The sequence below is a fragment of the Glaciibacter superstes DSM 21135 genome (assembly GCF_000421145.1).
Classification (GTDB): Bacteria; Actinomycetota; Actinomycetes; order Actinomycetales; family Microbacteriaceae; genus Cryobacterium; species Cryobacterium superstes.
Genome location: NZ_ATWH01000011.1, coordinates 120,388 through 136,931 on the forward strand (window position 1 = coordinate 120,388; position 16,544 = coordinate 136,931).

15 protein-coding genes and 1 pseudogene are annotated in these 16,544 nt (G+C 65.4%); 5 read left to right on the forward strand and 11 right to left on the reverse strand.

What is annotated here, in order from left to right:
* The first annotated feature begins 11 nt into the window (after positions 1 to 11).
* Both K323_RS0115750 and K323_RS0115755 read left to right on the forward strand, forming a co-directional pair.
* Positions 12 to 977, forward strand: coding sequence for a carbohydrate ABC transporter permease (locus tag K323_RS0115750; protein ID WP_022886233.1), 966 nt, complete (start codon positions 12 to 14; stop codon positions 975 to 977).
* Entirely contained in the window at positions 974 to 1,804 is an 831-nt protein-coding gene (locus K323_RS0115755) for a carbohydrate ABC transporter permease (protein ID WP_022886234.1), read from the forward strand. Before K323_RS0115750 ends, K323_RS0115755 begins: the two co-directional genes overlap by 4 nt.
* A gap of 3 nt (positions 1,805 to 1,807) precedes the next feature.
* Here K323_RS0115755 and K323_RS26620 read toward each other — a convergent pair whose 3' ends face one another.
* From K323_RS26620 to K323_RS26635, 9 genes are all read right to left on the reverse strand, one after another.
* Positions 1,808 to 3,409, reverse strand: coding sequence for an MGH1-like glycoside hydrolase domain-containing protein (locus K323_RS26620; protein ID WP_022886235.1), 1,602 nt, complete (start codon positions 3,407 to 3,409; stop codon positions 1,808 to 1,810).
* 64 nt (positions 3,410 to 3,473) lie between these two features.
* On the reverse strand, positions 3,474 to 4,100 hold the full coding sequence (locus K323_RS0115765; protein ID WP_022886236.1) for a dihydrofolate reductase family protein: 627 nt from the start codon (positions 4,098 to 4,100) through the stop codon (positions 3,474 to 3,476).
* A gap of 25 nt (positions 4,101 to 4,125) precedes the next feature.
* Positions 4,126 to 4,602 carry an SRPBCC family protein gene (locus tag K323_RS0115770; protein ID WP_022886237.1) on the reverse strand — a complete coding sequence of 159 codons (477 nt, stop codon included), beginning with the start codon at positions 4,600 to 4,602 and terminating at the stop codon, positions 4,126 to 4,128.
* Positions 4,599 to 4,943, reverse strand: coding sequence for an ArsR/SmtB family transcription factor (locus K323_RS0115775; RefSeq protein WP_022886238.1), 345 nt, complete (start codon positions 4,941 to 4,943; stop codon positions 4,599 to 4,601). The genes K323_RS0115770 and K323_RS0115775 overlap by 4 nt, the downstream gene beginning before the upstream one ends.
* Before the next feature lie 80 nt (positions 4,944 to 5,023).
* A complete protein-coding gene (locus K323_RS0115780; protein WP_022886239.1) occupies positions 5,024 to 6,181 on the reverse strand; it encodes a cysteine desulfurase family protein in 1,158 nt (385 codons plus the stop codon).
* A gap of 24 nt (positions 6,182 to 6,205) precedes the next feature.
* The gene (gene nadC, locus K323_RS0115785; RefSeq protein WP_022886240.1) at positions 6,206 to 7,066 is read right to left on the reverse strand and encodes a carboxylating nicotinate-nucleotide diphosphorylase; all 861 of its coding nucleotides are present in this window, start codon (positions 7,064 to 7,066) and stop codon (positions 6,206 to 6,208) included.
* Positions 7,060 to 8,829: an L-aspartate oxidase gene (gene nadB, locus K323_RS26625; protein WP_022886241.1), complete on the reverse strand. Its 1,770-nt coding sequence runs from the start codon at positions 8,827 to 8,829 to the stop codon at positions 7,060 to 7,062. The genes nadC and nadB overlap by 7 nt, the downstream gene beginning before the upstream one ends.
* 2 nt (positions 8,830 to 8,831) lie before the next feature.
* On the reverse strand, positions 8,832 to 10,241 hold the full coding sequence (nadA, locus tag K323_RS26630) for a quinolinate synthase NadA (protein ID WP_022886242.1): 1,410 nt from the start codon (positions 10,239 to 10,241) through the stop codon (positions 8,832 to 8,834).
* Positions 10,238 to 11,020: an NUDIX hydrolase gene (locus tag K323_RS26635; protein WP_022886243.1), complete on the reverse strand. Its 783-nt coding sequence runs from the start codon at positions 11,018 to 11,020 to the stop codon at positions 10,238 to 10,240. Before K323_RS26635 ends, nadA begins: the two co-directional genes overlap by 4 nt.
* A 187-nt stretch (positions 11,021 to 11,207) precedes the next feature.
* Between K323_RS26635 and K323_RS29020 the strand changes: the two genes are divergently transcribed.
* Positions 11,208 to 13,127 carry a hypothetical protein gene (locus tag K323_RS29020; RefSeq protein ID WP_022886244.1) on the forward strand — a complete coding sequence of 640 codons (1,920 nt, stop codon included), beginning with the start codon at positions 11,208 to 11,210 and terminating at the stop codon, positions 13,125 to 13,127.
* Here the strand turns inward: K323_RS29020 and K323_RS0115810 are convergent.
* Both K323_RS0115810 and K323_RS0115815 read right to left on the reverse strand, forming a co-directional pair.
* Complete coding sequence (locus K323_RS0115810; RefSeq protein WP_022886245.1) at positions 13,086 to 13,841, reverse strand: polyprenol monophosphomannose synthase; 756 nt, start codon at positions 13,839 to 13,841, stop codon at positions 13,086 to 13,088. The two genes, K323_RS29020 and K323_RS0115810, sit on opposite strands and share 42 nt — an antisense overlap.
* A 7-nt stretch (positions 13,842 to 13,848) precedes the next feature.
* Positions 13,849 to 15,408 (reverse strand): glycosyltransferase family 39 protein, encoded by a 1,560-nt coding sequence (locus K323_RS0115815; protein WP_022886246.1) that lies wholly within the window; start codon positions 15,406 to 15,408, stop codon positions 13,849 to 13,851.
* Between the two features lie 137 nt (positions 15,409 to 15,545).
* On the opposite strand from K323_RS0115815, the gene K323_RS0115820 reads away from it, so the two are divergent.
* Both K323_RS0115820 and K323_RS29520 read left to right on the forward strand, forming a co-directional pair.
* The gene (locus K323_RS0115820) at positions 15,546 to 16,355 is read left to right on the forward strand and encodes a carbon-nitrogen hydrolase family protein (RefSeq protein ID WP_022886247.1); all 810 of its coding nucleotides are present in this window, start codon (positions 15,546 to 15,548) and stop codon (positions 16,353 to 16,355) included.
* A 24-nt stretch (positions 16,356 to 16,379) separates the two neighbouring features.
* A pseudogene (locus tag K323_RS29520) lies at positions 16,380 to 16,538 on the forward strand (tetratricopeptide repeat protein); the annotation flags it as partial.
* Between the last annotated feature and the right edge of the window lie 6 nt (positions 16,539 to 16,544).

The window sequence follows — 16,544 nt, forward strand, 5'->3', positions numbered from 1 at the left end:
GAGGACGTGTTATGACCGAGACCGTCATGCACAAGGCCGCCTCGAGTTCCCGGGTGGTGGAGAGCCCCCTCAGCAGCCAGAAACGAGGAGGCGGGCTGAAACGAGGGGGCGGGCAGAAACGAGGTGGGGCGCAATACTCCCTGTGGTTTCTGCTGCCGGGAGCGATTCTCTTTCTCGTGCTTTTCGTGGTGCCGACGATCTCTTCCTTCTATTTCAGCCTGACCCGTTGGACACTTTTCGACTCGGAGTTCATCGGCCTTGAGAACTTCGTGACCTTCTTCCGAGAACCGATGCTGCTGCAAGGCTTCACCAACACCTTCATCTATGCGCTGATCACCAGTGTCGGAAAAGTGGCGATCGGTTTGGCTCTCGCGATGTTCCTTACGTCGGGCGTCATCGCTCGCGGCTACCTGCGCGCCGTAGTGTTCTTCCCGGTGTTGGTGTCGACCATTGGTATCGGCATCACATTCAAGGTTCTCTTGAATCCCTACCACGGGCTCGTGAATCAGTCGCTGTCGGTCTTCGGCATCGAGGGCCCAGGCTGGTTGACGGACCCCCACCTCGCACTACTGACTGTTGCTGCGGTTGATGTCTGGAAAGGGGTCGGGGTGTCCACCCTGATCTTCATGGCTGGACTCGTCGCGATCCCTCGCGACTATTACGAAGCGGCCACCGTCGACGGAGTCGGTGGTTGGCAGGCTTTCCGATTCATCACGCTTCCACTCGTTCGGCCGGCGATGGCGACCGTCATTCTGCTCAACGTGATCAGCGGCCTTCGATCATTCGACCTGATCTGGGCGATGACCGGCGGCGGGCCCGGCTTCACGAGTGACGTTATCGGCTCGGTCATCTACAAGCAGTATCAGGCTGGATTCTACGGGCTGTCGACGGCGGGCAACGTGGTCTTGTTCGTCGTTGTCGCCGCGATCACGGTGCCGATGCAACTCGCCTTCAGGAGACGGGAGATCGACCAGTGAAGCGTCGCAAGAGTCGCTGGGTGGCCGGGTCGATCGCGATCGTTCTGTCCGTCGTTGTCTTTCTCGTACCGTTTGCCTTCATCATCCTGACCGCGTCGAAGAGCGCGACAGAAGCATCACAGTTCGCCTTCACCTGGCCCACGCAGTTCATGCTGTGGGACAACGTGCTTGAGGTGCTGCAGACGCGGGACTTCCTCATCCTCAGGGCATTCATCAACAGCACGATCCTCACCGTCTCGAGCGTTGCGATCATGGTGGTGCTTGCCGCGATGATGGGATACGTTCTTCAGCGTCGTCGGGGCGCGTGGACGACCGCGGCCACCTACATGGTCCTCGCCGGCCTCATCGTTCCCCCGGCTGTGGTGCCGACGGTGTGGGTGCTGCAGAGCATTGGGCTGTTCAAGCAGATGTCCGGCATGATACTCATCGAGGTCACCTTCGGCCTGTCCTTCTGCGTCCTGTTGTTCCGCGCCTTTGTCGCGACAATCCCACGCGAACTCGATGAAGCCGCCACGGTTGACGGTGCCGGCCCGCTCAGGGTGTTCTTCCTCGTGGTTCTGCCGCTCTTGAAACCCGTGGTCGTCACCGTCATCGTCGTTCAGTCCGTCGCGGTATTCAACGACTTCTCCGGGCCGCTGTACTTCCTGCCGGGCGATGAAAATGCAACTGTTCAGGCGACGCTCTACAACTTCCAGAGTCAGACGCTCAGCCAGTGGAATCTCCTGTTCACGGATGTGCTCTTGATCACGGTTCCACCGCTCGTGCTCTACATCTTTTTCAATCGTCAGATCGTCGAAGGCATGGTCAGCGGCGCGGTCAAAGGCTGATCCTCAGTACGACACCGGAATGAATGAGCCGCTTCGCTGTGAAGTCAGCGACCCGTTCTCGATGGTGAGGCGTTGGTTCGGGCCCACGTCCACTGTGACCGAGCTGCCCGCGATGGTCAATACACCGTGCACGCGGTGAGGGAGCATTCCAACGATCGCGACCGGCTCGAGCGACCCCTCGGAAGCGATCACGCGAATTCCATGGGGGAATCGTAGGTATTCGGCCCCGTCGATCGTGACAGTCGAAGACGATTTCTCGTTAGTGAGTCGTATCCGGCGGTTCCCGATCTTGCGGGTGTAGGTCGTGGAGGTTGTGTCCTCGCCGTCGTCCATATTCCAGGGGAGCAAGCCGGTGAACCACGTCTCGCCCGTCGGTCGCGGCATGATGCCGAAGAGTCGTTCAATGGTGTCGAGATACCACAGGATGGCGGGGGAATAGCTCCCGGTATAGGCTGCCTTACCCGTCCAGGGGCTCACCGACTGGGGAAAGGTCGTGAACTGTTCCGCCGCACTGATGAGGGGAAGCGATAGTGCTGCGAGTTCGGCATGCCTTTCGTGCAGCTCGAAGGCATCGGGTGCCCTCAGCATCGTGAGGAAGTTCGTTGGCCCGCCCCAAGAATTGCCCAACATGTCGTGGTCAAAGCGCGGATCGTCCATCGCGAGAGAGGTGAAACCGTAGCGCGCCAGAAACTTTCGACTGCACAGAACGTATTCCCGAAGTGCGGAGTCGAAGAATTCATCGTCGCCGATCTCGCAACTCAGTACTCGCAACAGCACGTCGCTCTGCACACGAACCAGGTTTTCCAGGGCGTCTCGGTCGTAAAAGAAGCGGTCTCCCGGGTCGAAGCACTGGTCGAAGAGCGCGGATACACTCGCCTCGTGGCGCTGCTCCCACAACGTTGAATCGAGTCCGAGCTCTGCGGCAATCAGGGCCAGGTATGCGCGCTGGCAGGCGACGTTCGCCGTCATATCGGGAGCGACCAGTGGAAGTGCCGCGATTTCACGGTTCCATTCGCTTGGGTCGCGATCCGGTGTAGCGTGCGGGAGATTCCAGAAGCGCGGTGAGAGGTCGTGTCCGGTGTCAAACGTACAGAACGCCTCCACACCTCCCGTGCCGCGGGAATCCCGATGCGCTGCGATCCATTCGTCGTTCGCGGTCATGGCGTCGTACATCGTTCGCAGGTACGCGCTGTCCCCGACTCCCATTTGATACATGCGCCACACCGAGCGGGCGAGCGGGCTGACGATCTGAAGGTGCCAATAGTCGGGCCCGCTCTCGCTGATTCGAAACGGCAGCAGCCCGTCGGGCGATATCTCCCTGGCGTACAACTCGTGGGTTGCGCGGGCGACATCAGGAGCAAAGCGCGAGAGGACCTCGGTTGAGATCGAGGCGGTGCTCTCGAGCCAACACCCCCGATATACGCCGCCCTCGATGAGAAGGGAGGGAGCCCCGTGCATCGGTACGATGCACTGAGCAAGCTCGCTCAGGGCGAGCTCGAACGCTTCTTCGACTCGTCCGCCTTGTGCGGAGAAGCTGACGCCCGTGCTCTCGAGGCCGATGTCAATGGGCCCCCGTGATGTCGACGTCAATGGGCCGTTTGTCATTGTGCGATCCAGACTTTACTCGAGTAAGTTCGTTCCAGCCTATCCCTGATCGCGAAAGACGTCCCTAGGTGAGGTCTGAAACCCCCGTGTATGTCGAATAGGCAGGACGTCCTGCCCATGCGTATGTCTGGACAGTGAGCCCGCCTGGGGTGGTCTCGCTGTTGACAAGACGCAGCCCAGCTTGAGCGCCGCCGTCGGCGAAGAGACGACGACCGTGGCCGATGATGGCGGGCGCGACCACGAGGCGGAGTTCGTCGACCAGTTCAGCGGCCAGCAGGAATTGGGTGAGTCTGGCGCTTCCGTGCACCTGGAGTTCTCGTCCGGGCTGCTCCTTGAGTTCTGCGACCTTGACCGCGACGTTGCCGGAGAGAATCGTCGTCGGGTTCCAGGTGACCGCTGTCAGAGTGTTCGACGCGACAAACTTCGGCAGGCTGTTCATCAGCGCGGTGAAGGGGTCGTGTGGGTCGGTGATCTGCGGCCAGTCCCGTGCGAATGCTTCGTACGTGCGCCGGCCGAGTAAGAGGGCATCGGCCTCGCCGAGCCAGTCCGCGGCCTGGCGGATGAACACCCCGTCCATGTGCGGGACGAGCCAGCCGCCCAGGGTGAATCCGTCGCTCGTGTCTTCCTCCGGCGAACCAGGACCCTGCGATACGCCGTCGACACTGACGAACTCGGTTACGGTCAATTTCACGGTCGTCTCTCTTCGCTCGGGGTTGTTAGGCCAGTGGCTCGACGAGCTCGGCAAGTTGCCGGGTGACGGTGCCCCAGCCGTCGTGGAAGCCGAGCTTTTCGTGCTGGTCGCGGTCGGCAATATTGCGGTGCATCGCGGTGGCCGTGTACTGGGTGCCGTCCGGATGATCCGCCATGGTGATCACGGCGGTCACGAATGATGCCTCGGCGGGACGCCAGCCGGTGATGAGAGCGTCGGTGAATATGATTCGCTCTAGCTCGTCAACGGCGAGGAAGCATCCGGTGATGTGCGGGCCGAACTCGGTGCCATCCTGGCTGATCTCGGTGCGGAAGGATCCGCCCGGGCGCAGTTCCATGTCTCGCACGCGACAGACCTCAGGCGCTGGAACCCACCATTGCTCAAAGCTCGCAGGATCAGCCCACGCGTTCCAGACGGCCGAGCGCGGAGCTCTGATGATGCGGGAGACGGTCAGGTCGAGTTCGGGGTGACTGGCTATGCTCATTCGGACGTTTCCTTATCGTTGGTGACGGTGACGAAGTGCTCGAGCCGGTCAGTGCGACCCGCCCAGATGTTTCGCTGTTCGCCCAGCCAGGTCTCGATCACGCCGAACGACTTCTTCTCGAGCGTGCAGGTTCGCACCCGGCCGGTCTTGCGCGTCCTGATCCAACCGGTCTTCTCGAGGTAGCGGATGTGCTTCATGAACGACGGCAGCGCCATGTCGAACGGTGCCGCAAGTTCGCCGACGCTCGCCGGTCCGGAGCCCAGCCGGCCCAGCACGGCACGGCGCGTCGGATCGGTGAGTGCCTGAAAGGTTCCGTCCAGACGTGATACATACTGAGCCATATGGCTAAGTTACCGTCAAAATGATACCCATTGCAACAGGTATCTGGTCGTTGCGCCCGCCACGATCCTGGCGGTGCGGCCTAGGCGCCCAGCCTGGCCACTGCGGCAACGGCGTCGGCGACGGATGCCGCGGCTTCGCTGAGCTCGTCGGTCGTCGTGGTCTGCGAGAGCGTGAAGCGCACTGCCGACTGCGCGACCTCGGCCGGGTAGCCGAGTGCCAGCAGCACGTGTGACGGGTCATCGCTTCCCGCGGCACAGGCGGAGCCGCTCGAGCAGACGACACCTCGGCGCTCCAGTTCGAGCAGCACCGCCTCGCCGCTCGTTCCGGGGAACACGAACGACGCACTCCCCGCCAGCCGATGCACCGAATCTCCGGTCAGCTGCGCACCGGGAACGGTGCCGACCACCGCGGCGATGAATGAGTCGCGCAGCGCTGAGACCCGACGTGACGCCTCCTCGCGCTCCTGCTCCGCCAGCTCCAACGCCGTGGCCAGCGCGACGGCGCCCGCGACGTTCTCCGTGCCACTGCGCCTGCCCCGCTCCTGCCCACCACCGTGCACCAGCGGCTCGACCGGCAGACGCCCGCGCAGATACAGCGCGCCGGTGCCTTGTGGTGCACCCAGCTTGTGGCCGGAGATGCTCAGCGCGTCCACACCCAAGCCACCGGAGTCCAGGGAGCCGACATCGAGCGGCAGCCAGCCCGAGGCCTGCACCGCATCGGTGTGGAACGGCACACCGCCCTCGCGCACGATTGCGGAAAGCTCCGCAACCGGCTGCACCGTGCCGACCTCGTTGTTCGCGTACTGCACCGAGACGAGAGTGGAGTCCGCGCGCAGCGCCCGACGTAACTCCTCCGGGTTGACGCGGCCCGCGGCATCCGTCGCCAGCATCGTGATTTCGAACCCGTGCAACCGGTGCAGGTAGTCGACAGACTCGAGCACCGCCTCGTGTTCGATCGGCGTCGTGACGATGTGCCGCCCCCGTGGGGCGCCGAGGGCGATTCCCTTGATGGCGAGATTGGCAGCCTCCGTGCCGCCGCTGGTGAAGATGACGTCTCCCGGGCGACAGCCGAGCACACGCGCAACCCTGCGCCGCGACTCGGCCAAAGCGGCGGCGGCGGCCTCGCCTACCTGATGGTGGCTCGAGGGATTGCCAAAACCGCCGGCCAGGTGCGGCCACAGTGCTTCGAGTACCTCCCGGCGAACCGGAGTGGTGGCGGCGCTGTCGAGGTAGATCATCGCGCGGACCGCACGGGCGTCAACTCAGGCATCGGCGACGATCTCGATGTCGAGTCCGAGGTCGAGCGAGCGAACGCTATGGGTGAGCGCGCCGACTGAGACCACATCGACCCCGGATGCCGCGATCGCACGCACGGTCTCCAGCGAGACACCGCCGCTGGCCTCCACGATCGCGCGCCCGTCGACGATGGCCACGCCGCGGCGCAGGTCTTCCATGCTGAAGTTGTCGAGCATGATGGTGTCGATCTTCGCGGCGAGCACCGGCTCAATCTGATCGATGCGGTCGACCTCGACCTCAAAGTGTGCCGTGTGCGGGAGGCGGCCACGCGCTTCGAACAGGGCTTCGGTGAGGCTGAGCTCGCCGCTGGTCAAGATAGCGAGATGGTTGTCTTTGGCCATCACGGCGTCTGAGAGGCTGAACCGGTGGTTGTGACCGCCGCCGTCGCGCACGGCCTTGCGCTCGAATGCACGGAGGCCCGGGGTGGTCTTTCTGGTGTCGACGATGCGGGCGCGGGTGTCGAGGGTCTCGGCGACGTAGTGGGCCGTCAGGGTCGCGATGCCGCTCATGCGCTGCAGGAAGTTGAGCCCGATGCGTTCCGCCTGCAGGATTGCGCGCGCTGGACCGGTCACGACGGCGAGAACGTCGCCGGCGTCGAAGGTCTCGCCGTCGTCGATCGCGAGGTCGACGGATATGTGTGCGTCCGTCAGGCGGAAGGCGGCTTCGAAGACCTCACCGCCGCTGAGCACGCCGGGTTCGCGGGCGACCAGCCGCGCGGTGGCGACGGCGTCGACGGGAATGAGTGTCGCCGAGGTGAGGTCACCCCACGGGGCGTCCTCTTCCAGTGCGGCGCGCACGACAGTGTCGATGGTGTGGGTGGTCAGCATGCGAGGGCCTCCTCAGCCTGGGAGCGGGATGTGGTGCGTGATTCCGGTCGGCTCCAGGCCATCGAGTGCGCCATGGCCGGGTGCGTGAGCGGGTAGTCATCGCGAAAGTGGGCGCCGCGAGACTCTTCCCGCGCCAGCGCCGCGGTCACGGTGAGCCGACTGAGCAGCAGCAGGTTGGCGTCTTCCTGCGCGGTCAGCTGGTCGAGGTCTGACGGCGCGGACGAGCCTGCTTGAGGCGGGGCGACGGATGCAGCACCAGCGTCGGTCCAGCCGGCCAGCGTTCCAGCCGCGGCGGCCAGGACCCCGCCGGAACGGAACACTCCCGCGGCATCCCACATCACCCGCTGCAGCGCCGCGCGACTGAACAGTGGCGCCGCAGCCGCAGCCGCATCCGGCGCCGCAGCCGCATCCGGCGCCGCAGCCGCATCCGCACTCCCCGTCGCAATCGCCCCACGCTGCCCACTCTCTTCCAATGGTTCTGCCAGGACGCGCAGTGGGTCGCCAGAGGTGGCTGTGCCAACAGTGCCGAGCGCCCGCACCGCGCGGTCCGCGAACACCGCGGCCTCAAGCAGCGAGTTCGACGCCAACCGGTTCGCGCCGTGTGCGCCGGTGCGTGCTACCTCGCCGACGGCGAAAAGCCCGGGCAGGGTGGTGCGGCCCCAGAGGTCGGTCACGACTCCGCCCATCCAGTAGTGCGCGGCAGGGGAGATCGGAACCGGCTCGCGGGTCCAGTCCAGCCCGGCGGCCACGCACGCCGCGGTCACGGTCGGGAAACGCTCCTCCAGCTGATCGCGGCCGAGCCCGGAGGCATCCAGCAGCACCGGTTCGCCGCCCTGCTCGGCCATCTGCCTGGCGATGGCGCGAGCGACGACGTCGCGTGGCGCGAGCTCAGCATCGGGGTGCACAGCGGTCATGAAGCGCTCGCCGTTCGCGGAGAGCAACGTGGCGCCTTCACCTCGCACGGCCTCGGTCACGAGCGGGGTGCCGGGCACCGCCAGAGCGGTCGGGTGAAACTGGTAGAACTCCAGGTCGGCGAGGGATGCCCCGGCTCGCCACGCCGCCGCAACACCGTCACCGGTCGTGACCGCCGGGTTGGTCGTGAAGGGGTAGAGCGCACCGGCGCCGCCGGTCGCCAGAATCACGGTGTCTGCGTCGATCGTGCGATGAGACACGGCGCGGTGGGAGTCGGCTTTGCGAGCATGACGGTCAAGCAGAATCGCACCGGTGACCCGGCCGCCCTGAACAATCAGGTCGGCCAACATCGTGTTCTCCAGGATGTCGAGACGGCCCTGGCCTGACGTACCCCGCTCTCGCCCCTTCTCAGCCCGCTGCCGCACGGTGGCAATCAGCGCCGTTTCGATGGCCGCCCCGGTCGCATCTCCGCCGGCGTGCAGCACCCTGGCGCGTGAATGGGCGGCTTCCCTGCCCCGCGTCAGGCCTGAACGATCGCGATCGAAGGCGACCCCGAAACGGATGAGGTCGCGAACGCGCGCCGGTCCCTCGTCACAGAGTGCCCGCACGGCTGCCGCGTCGCACAGCCCGGCGCCCGCACGCAGCGTATCGAGCATGTGCGAGTCAGCTGAGTCGTCTGGAAACAACGCCGCCGCGATGCCACCCTGCGCGTAGCGGGTGTTGCTCTCGGCCAGAACGGATTTGGTGACGAGCGTCACGTGATGTCCGGCATCCGTCGCACGGATGGCCGCCAGCAGCCCGGCGAGGCCACTTCCGACGATGAGCACACTGCTCGTGAGTCCGGATGCCATGGTCAGGCCCGGACCGGGGCAGGCTCGACCAGCGCTGCAGGCTCGACCAGCGCTGCAGGCTCGACCAGCGCTGCAGGCTCGACCAGTGGTGCCTCGACGACCGCCGGTGCTGCGGGCGGCCTGGCCGCCAGCATCCGTTCGAGGGCGACGCGGGCGTGGTCGGCTACGTCGCCCTCGACCGTGATGCGGTTCAGGATCTCCCTCGGGGTGCCGTCCGCACCGACGAGCGCTTCGAGCACCCAGGCGAGGTAGCCCGGGTGAATGCGGTACATCGTCGAGCAGGGGCAGATCACCGGGTCGAGGCAGAAGATGGTGTGCTCAGGGTGCTCGGCGGCGAGCCGTTGCACCAGGTTGATCTCGGTGCCGACCGCAAAAGTGCTTCCGGCAGGTGCCGCGGCTATCGCCTTGCGAATGTAGTCCGTCGAGCCGTATTCATCGGCCGCGTCCACCACCGGCATCGGGCACTCCGGGTGCACGATCACGCGCACGCCGGGGTGGGAGACTCGTGCGGAAGTGATCTGGTCGACGGTGAACCGCTTGTGAACGCTGCAGAACCCGTGCCAGAGAACGACGCGGGCAGTGCCGAGAGCGTCGGCAGTGTTTCCACCGAGGGGCTTGTTAGGGTTCCACATCGGCATCTGCTCGAGCGGAACGCCCATCGCCTTCGCCGTGTTGCGGCCGAGGTGCTGGTCGGGGAAGAACAGCACTCGCTGTCCGCGTTCGAAGGCCCACTCGAGCACGGCCTCGGCATTCGATGAGGTGCAGACGATGCCGCCGTGTTCGCCGCAGAAACCCTTGAGCGCAGCGGAGGAATTCATATAGGTGACAGGGATGACGGGAACGCGGCCATCGGCATCCGGCTCGGTGCCATAGAGCTCCTCAAGCTGTTCCCAGCATTCGGTTACCGAATCGATGTCGGCCATGTCGGCCATCGAACAGCCGGCAGCGAGATTGGGCAGGATGACGGCCTGCTCTGGGCCGGAGAGCAGGTCGGCGGTTTCGGCCATGAAGTGCACGCCGCAGAAGATGATGGCCTCCGCGTCAGGCTTGTTCTTTGCCGCCTGCGCCAGCTGAAAGGAGTCACCGACAAAGTCGGCGTACTGCAGCACCTCGCTGCGCTGGTAGAAGTGGCCAAGCATCACGACGCGGTCGCCGAGAACGGCCTTGGCCGAACGGATGCGTCGGTCGAGTTCATCCGCCGTGGCCGTGCGGTAGATGGCTGGCAACTCACCCTGCCGGGGCGATCCAGTGGGGATCACGTCGCCCATCGACGAACCAGGGCCGTACCCGGGCGTGCCGGCATCGAACTCCCAGGGCGCCGTGACCAGGTCGGGGCTGCAGGTGCTGCCCGCTGCGTCACCGGTGCCGATGAGGCGGATGGTGCGGTCAACCGATGCGATCGTTGTGCTCATGCTGGTGCTCCAGGGGTGAAGTGTGGTTCTGGGATGGGCGAGCGTAGCGGCACCGTGTCAGCTGACGCGGTGTCGGGTGGCACGGTGTTGGGTGGAACGGTGTCGGGCGTCACGGTGTAGCGGTACAGCCGCGGCGGACGGTGTGGTGTGCCCGCCACACTTTCGCCGGTGTCGACGAGGGTTCCGGATGCCGTGACGGTGCGTCGGAAATTCGCTGGGTCGATCGCGCGCTGAAGCACTGCTTCGTGCACTTCGCGCAACTGGGCGAGCGTGAAGGTCTCGCCGAGGAAGGCGTGGGCGATGCGGGAGTACTCGACCTTGGTACGCAGTCGCCAGAGCGCGTAGTCGACGATGCTGTTGTGGTCGAATGCGAGAGGCGGGAGATGGTCGGCGGGAAACCAGCGCACGTTCTCGCCGACGGCGGCCAGCGCGGCTTCGTCTGACTGAACGAGCGCCCAGTACACGACGGATACGACCCGCCCTTCCGGGGAACGGCCGAGGTCGCCGAATGTGTAGAGCTGCTCGAGATACTTCGGGGTGAGGCCCGTGGTCTCGCGCAGGGTGCGCGCGGCCGCCGTGGCGAGTTCCTCGTCTTCAGGGAGCCAGCCCCCTGGGAGCGCCCAAGAGTCGAGATACGGCTCGCGGGTGCGTCGAACAAGAGGGAGCCAGAGTGTCATGAGGGCGCCTTCCGGTGCGCCCGTGATGCCCGCCCCTGTTCCGGGGCGCAGCGCAAAGATCACCGTGGAGACGGCGAGCGTGGCCGAGGCGGTTGTGGGCATCCGATCGGCCTCCCAGCTAAAGGTGAATATGACTCTAAGTACCATTCGTCATCTTACAGTCGTCTTGACCTCAACCCGTAATCCGTGTCGCGTCGTGCTGTTATCCACAGGCTGCGGTGCTCGCGAGTTATCCCCAGATCGCCCCGTCTGCGAGTCGACGCAGTCCGCGTGCGGCCACGCTGGTGGCATGAAACCCCTGCTGCCCTCGTCGGCCACCCAGAGACCAGTCCTCGTATTCGGCCGCCGCCTGTTCGGCCGCCGGCTCCGTCTCGTGCTCGCCCTGGTGGCGCTCGCCGTTGCTGGACTCGCGGTCCTGTCGCTTGGCGGCACTCCGCCGGTCGAAGCCGCGGTGGCCGGCCGCCATGCCGGTCACACCTGGGCGGGTGACGGGCAAAGCTACCTCGGCAGCTATCGGCTCGACGACGGAACCGTCGCTTACTGCATCGACCAGCCGTCTGGACCGCCGATGGGCATCAACTACTCCGCTCCTGACTTTGCTGCGGCGATAGCGGATGCCGACACCCAGGCCAGGCTCGCGTACCTGATGCGGCAGTGGGGTGCATCCGATGATCCCACCATCGCCGCGTCCGTCGCGCTGAACGTGTGGCGTTTGACGGGTCTTGGCGGGAACACCGATCGCTACTATGCGGCCAGGGCGAACGAGAGCACCGAAGCGGTCATGGCGACGGCAGATGCACAGCTTGCGGAAGCCGGGAGCCAGGGCAGTCGCCAGGTGAGTGCATCCGTCGCTGTCGCGGTCAGCCCAGATGGAACGACCGGCACGGTGCAGGCCGACCTCACCATCGACGGCCTGGCCGGACCGTATACCGTGCCGCCCGGCACCCACGCGGCATCCGTCACCCTGGAAGGCGCCGTTTTCACCGAAACCGGAAGTGCGACCGCGCAGATTCCCAATGGAAGCGTGGCGGCCATCACCCCTGACACCCGCTCACTGGTCACTGTGGCTGCAACGGCGCACTTCGACTCGCTGCCATATGGCGGCTCGATCGGGGTGCTGTATCCAGACGACTCTTCCCGGCAACGACTGATCGTCGCGTCGCCCGGAACGGCCGAGGCGACCAGCGAACGAGTGCAGACGCCGCCGGTCGTGCGCACCCTGCCGTTCCAGCCTGTTGTGCAGACCCAGACGGGTGCGACGACGGCCGAAGCCGGCCAGTTGATCGACGACATCCTTACCGTCGGCGCTACGGCCTCCGCCGACAATCCAGAGGGCGACTGGGGGATGAGAGGCGATCCGGCGGCGCCAGAGCCGGTGGCGCTGCTCGTGCGCTCAACGCTCTGGGGACCATTCGTCGACCCGATCGTTGAACTTCCCGCTGTGCCGGATGGAGCCGTTGCCGTGTGCGAGGTCTCCACCATGGTGGCCGGTCCGGGGGAATATCACACCGACTATTGCCAGCTCCCTGCCGCCGGCTACTTCGTCTGGACCGAAAGCATCGATCCGTCAGAGAGTCCGCACGAGGAAGGGCGGTCGCAGGCCGGCGCCTGGCAGTCTGCATTCGGTACCGCGACCGAGGTGACGCTCTCGCCCTGGCACCCGGCCGTGACGACGACGGCGTCTTCGCCGACCGCAGTCGTCGGTGACTGCCTGCACGACGCGATCACCGTCGTCGGTTCCCAGCCGGGTTATGAACTCGTCATCACGGCGAGCCTGTGGGGCCCATTCGCTGAGGCGCCGGAGCCTGGAACCCAGATCGACGAGGCGAGCGCGCCCCTGGTCGGCAGCGTCGACGTGCTCTTTGCCGGCGACGGCACCCTGGCCAGCGGATGCCTGCCGACCAGTGAGCCCGGCTCCTACGTCTGGACGTACGCATCGCCAGGCAATGCTGCGACCGGCGAGTTCGGTTCGATGGTCGTGCATGCAGAGGAGACGACACTTGTCGAGATGCCCGTGGTTCCAGAGCAGCCGGAGGTGCCCGCCGCTCCGGCCTCGCCAGAGGTCAGCCCTCCGCACCTCGCCGAGACCGGCGTGAATGGCGCCACAATGAGCGGGCTGGGACTGCTGGGGTCGGCGTCGATCGTGATCGGTGCCGGGGCGGCCGGGCTATCCCTCGCGCGACGCGGCCGCGGGCGCCACCGTTCCTGAGCGGCTGACGCCCATGCCGCTGAAACCCCAGACCGTCACCCTGAGCATCGCTTCGAGCACAATGGAGCCGCTCATCTTCGAGGCCCCGAGAGTGCGCTCCGTGAAAGTGATCGGCACCTCAACGACGGTCAGGCCCGCGCGAACGGCGTGCAGCAGCATGTCGATCTGAAAGCAATACCCGTGGCTCTCGACATCGGAGAGATTCATGGCCTCGAGGGCCCGGGCGCTGTACACGCGGTATCCGCCGGTGGCATCGCGCTGCTGCAACCGCAGCATCAGGCGTGCGTAGGTCGAACCGCCCTTCGACAGTGCGCGACGATACCAGGGCCAGTTTTCTACGCGCCCGCCAGGCACCCACCGCGACCCGAGCACAACATCCGTCGACTCGGCCGCGGCCAGCAGGCTGGGAAGCTGTTCTGGCGCGTGGGAGCCATCGGCATCGAGTTGCACCAGCCGGTCGTAGCCGCGGGAGAGCGCCCAGCCGAATGCCTCGAGGTAGGCTTCGCCGAGTCCGTTCTTCGACGCCCGGTGAAGCACCTGCACTCGCTTTTCGCGCGCGGCAATTTCGTCGGCCAGGGCACCGGTTCCATCGGGTAAGGAGTCGTCAACGACCAGCACGTCGACGGATGGATCGCAGGCCAGGACGCGCAGGGTGATGGGTTCGAGATTCTCGCGTTCGTTGAAGGTCGGGATGATCACCAGCGTCTTGGCCATGCGCCTGTTACCTCGTCATTTCGGTGATCGTCGTGCGGTTGACCAGAGTGACGCTGGACTCGGTGAAGCCGAGACTCTTCAGAGTGGCGACATCGGTTCCGGCCTCTTCTTCTGAACTCCCCGAGTATTGCAGCAACCACACCCTGTTGGTGCCGACGAGTGAGTTCGTTGATTCCTCAAGTGGAGCCACCCTGTCCCACAGCCCGTCGTTCTCCTGGTATGGGCTCGCCAGGGTGACATCCTTCAGGCCAGTGAAGGCGTCCGGGTAGAGGTGCATGGCGAGTCTGACGTTGCGCGATGGGCGATTGCTCTCGTCGAAGACGACTGCGTCGCCGTCGGTTGCCGACTGCGCAATGACGTCTGCTGCCTGTCGCCAGTCGCTGCCGAAGTTCTTGCCGAACTCACCGCGCTGGGAGAGGTAAGTCGGCACGGCGAGCACCACGACCAGCAGCAAGGCGCTGATGCGAAGCCAGCGGGAGCGGAAGCTCGCGATGCCGATGGCGATCGCAATCGCAGCGGCCGGTGCGCAGATGGAGAGGTAGCGGAGCGAGTACATCGGTGTGAGGAAGCGGGTGCCGAGGAAGAGTATGGCGCTCGGGATGAGCATCCACGCGAGAGCGATGATCAGGGTGGTCGCTGTGCTCGTCGTCGCGCTCCGACCGTACTCTCTGCGATGCCGGAGCACCCCGACCGCGACCACAACGACGGCGAGGGCGATGAGTGCCCAGGCCGCGACGGCCAATGGGCGGTTTCCGAACCACTGGTGCACGGCGGCGTCGGTCAGGCTGACGTCTGGGCGTCGGCCGATGAACGCGATCTGTTGGCGTTCATGCGCTCCAAACCAGAGCACGGGGATGGCCAGAACCAAACCTGCGGCGACGGATGCGGTCCAGCCGAACAGCGCCTCGCGCTTGCGGTTCATCAGGAGTACGGTGACGGCGTGCGCAGGGATCAGGAGCGCCACGTAGAGGAACATGTAGATGCCGAAGGACAGCAGCACGGCATATCCGGTCCACCAGAGGAGGCGAACTCGCCGCTGGGCAGCGGACTGCGGAGGGGCCGAGCGGAGAACGTGTACGAGGAGCACGGTCAGCCACACGCCGATCGCTGTGGCGATCGCCATGGACCGGGCTTCGGCGCCCATGTAGGTGACGCGGGGGAGTACTGCGAAGACGAGACCGGCGATGACGGCGACGCGGGGATTGATGAGCGTGCGCACCAGGACCACGATTCCGGCCGCTGCGATGCCGACGGCAATTGCACTCGGAAGGCGAGTCGAGAACTCTGACGCACCGAAGGCTTCGATCCAGAAGTGCAGGAAAAGGTAGTAGGTGCCGTGCACGGCATCGATGTGGCCGAGCAGGTTGAAGAGCGAGCCGAGCGAGCGTTGCGCTGACATGACGCTCGCCGCCTCGTCGCCCCAATACGAGGGCTGCCACGACGCGGCAGCGGAGATTACGAAGGCAACGGCTCCAACGAGCACCGGTGGCAGTGTGGCGCTGCGCGCGGTCCCTTGTCGGGGCTCCGGAAGAACCCCGGTGACAGGTGGCGCAAGAACGGATGTCATCACCTTCACGCTACGTTCGGCGCCTTAACGGTTTCCGGCAGTTCCATGACAGTTGCCTGAGTGCCCGTGTCCGTAGTGGGGCGAGCGCCAGCGAGTGTCTCGAAATCCCCCCCGCAACGAGTCATTAGGCTGGCGGCATGGCTGAAACCCCTGTCGGCATCGCCGTCGCCCAGTTCGCCCCCGGCGCAGATCGGGCACAGAACCTCGCTGCGATGCACACTCTCGCAGCGACAGCTGTGCGGCGTGGAGCATCCCTCGTCGTGTTCCCCGAGTACTCGGCCTTCTTCGAACCGAGGCTCGGCGCGTCATTCGTGGAGGCGGCGGAGCATCTCGACGGCGACTTTGTTGACGGCCTGAAGGAGATCGCGCACTCGAACGGCGTGTATGCCGTTGCCGGCATGATCGAGAAGACGGATGACACGGTGCGGTTCTCGAACACTCTGGTCGCGGTCAGCCCGGCGGGTGAGGTGATTGCGACCTATCGAAAGCTGCACCTCTATGACGCGTTCGGAGAGCGCGAATCGGAGTGGGTGCTCGCGGGAACGATCGCTGAGCCTGAGACGTTCGAGTTTGCTGGACTCACGGTCGGCCTGCAGACCTGCTACGACATCCGTTTTCCCGAGGTGACCCGTCGCCTGGTTGATGCGGGGGCGAATCTGGTGCTGGTGCCTGCTGAGTGGGTGCGCGGTCCGCTGAAAGAGCAGCATTGGCGAACGTTGGTGACGGCTCGCGCTCTCGAGAACACGGTGTACGTGGCGGCGGCAGACCACGCGCCTCCGATCGGGGCCGGCAACAGCATGGTTGTCGACCCGATGGGCGTTGAACTGGCCACCATTGGCGAAGTAACGGATGTCGCAGTCGCCTGGGTGTCCACTGAACGACTGGCCGCAGTGCGGGCGACCAATCCAGCCCTCGTTCTTCGTCGCTTCGCCGTCGTTCCGCGCTAACCAGCCCCCGTTTTTAGCGATGCACGCGCCGCCTTCCTTGCGCTCGCGCTCGTCGACACCGGTCGACTGGACGAAGCCGCGTCGGTCGCGCTTGCCGCACTCGCGCCGCACGTGCCGGAGTATTCCCGGGCGATTTCCCATTACGCTGCTGAAATCATCACCAGGCCCGACCCCGGGGTGTAGGCCCGG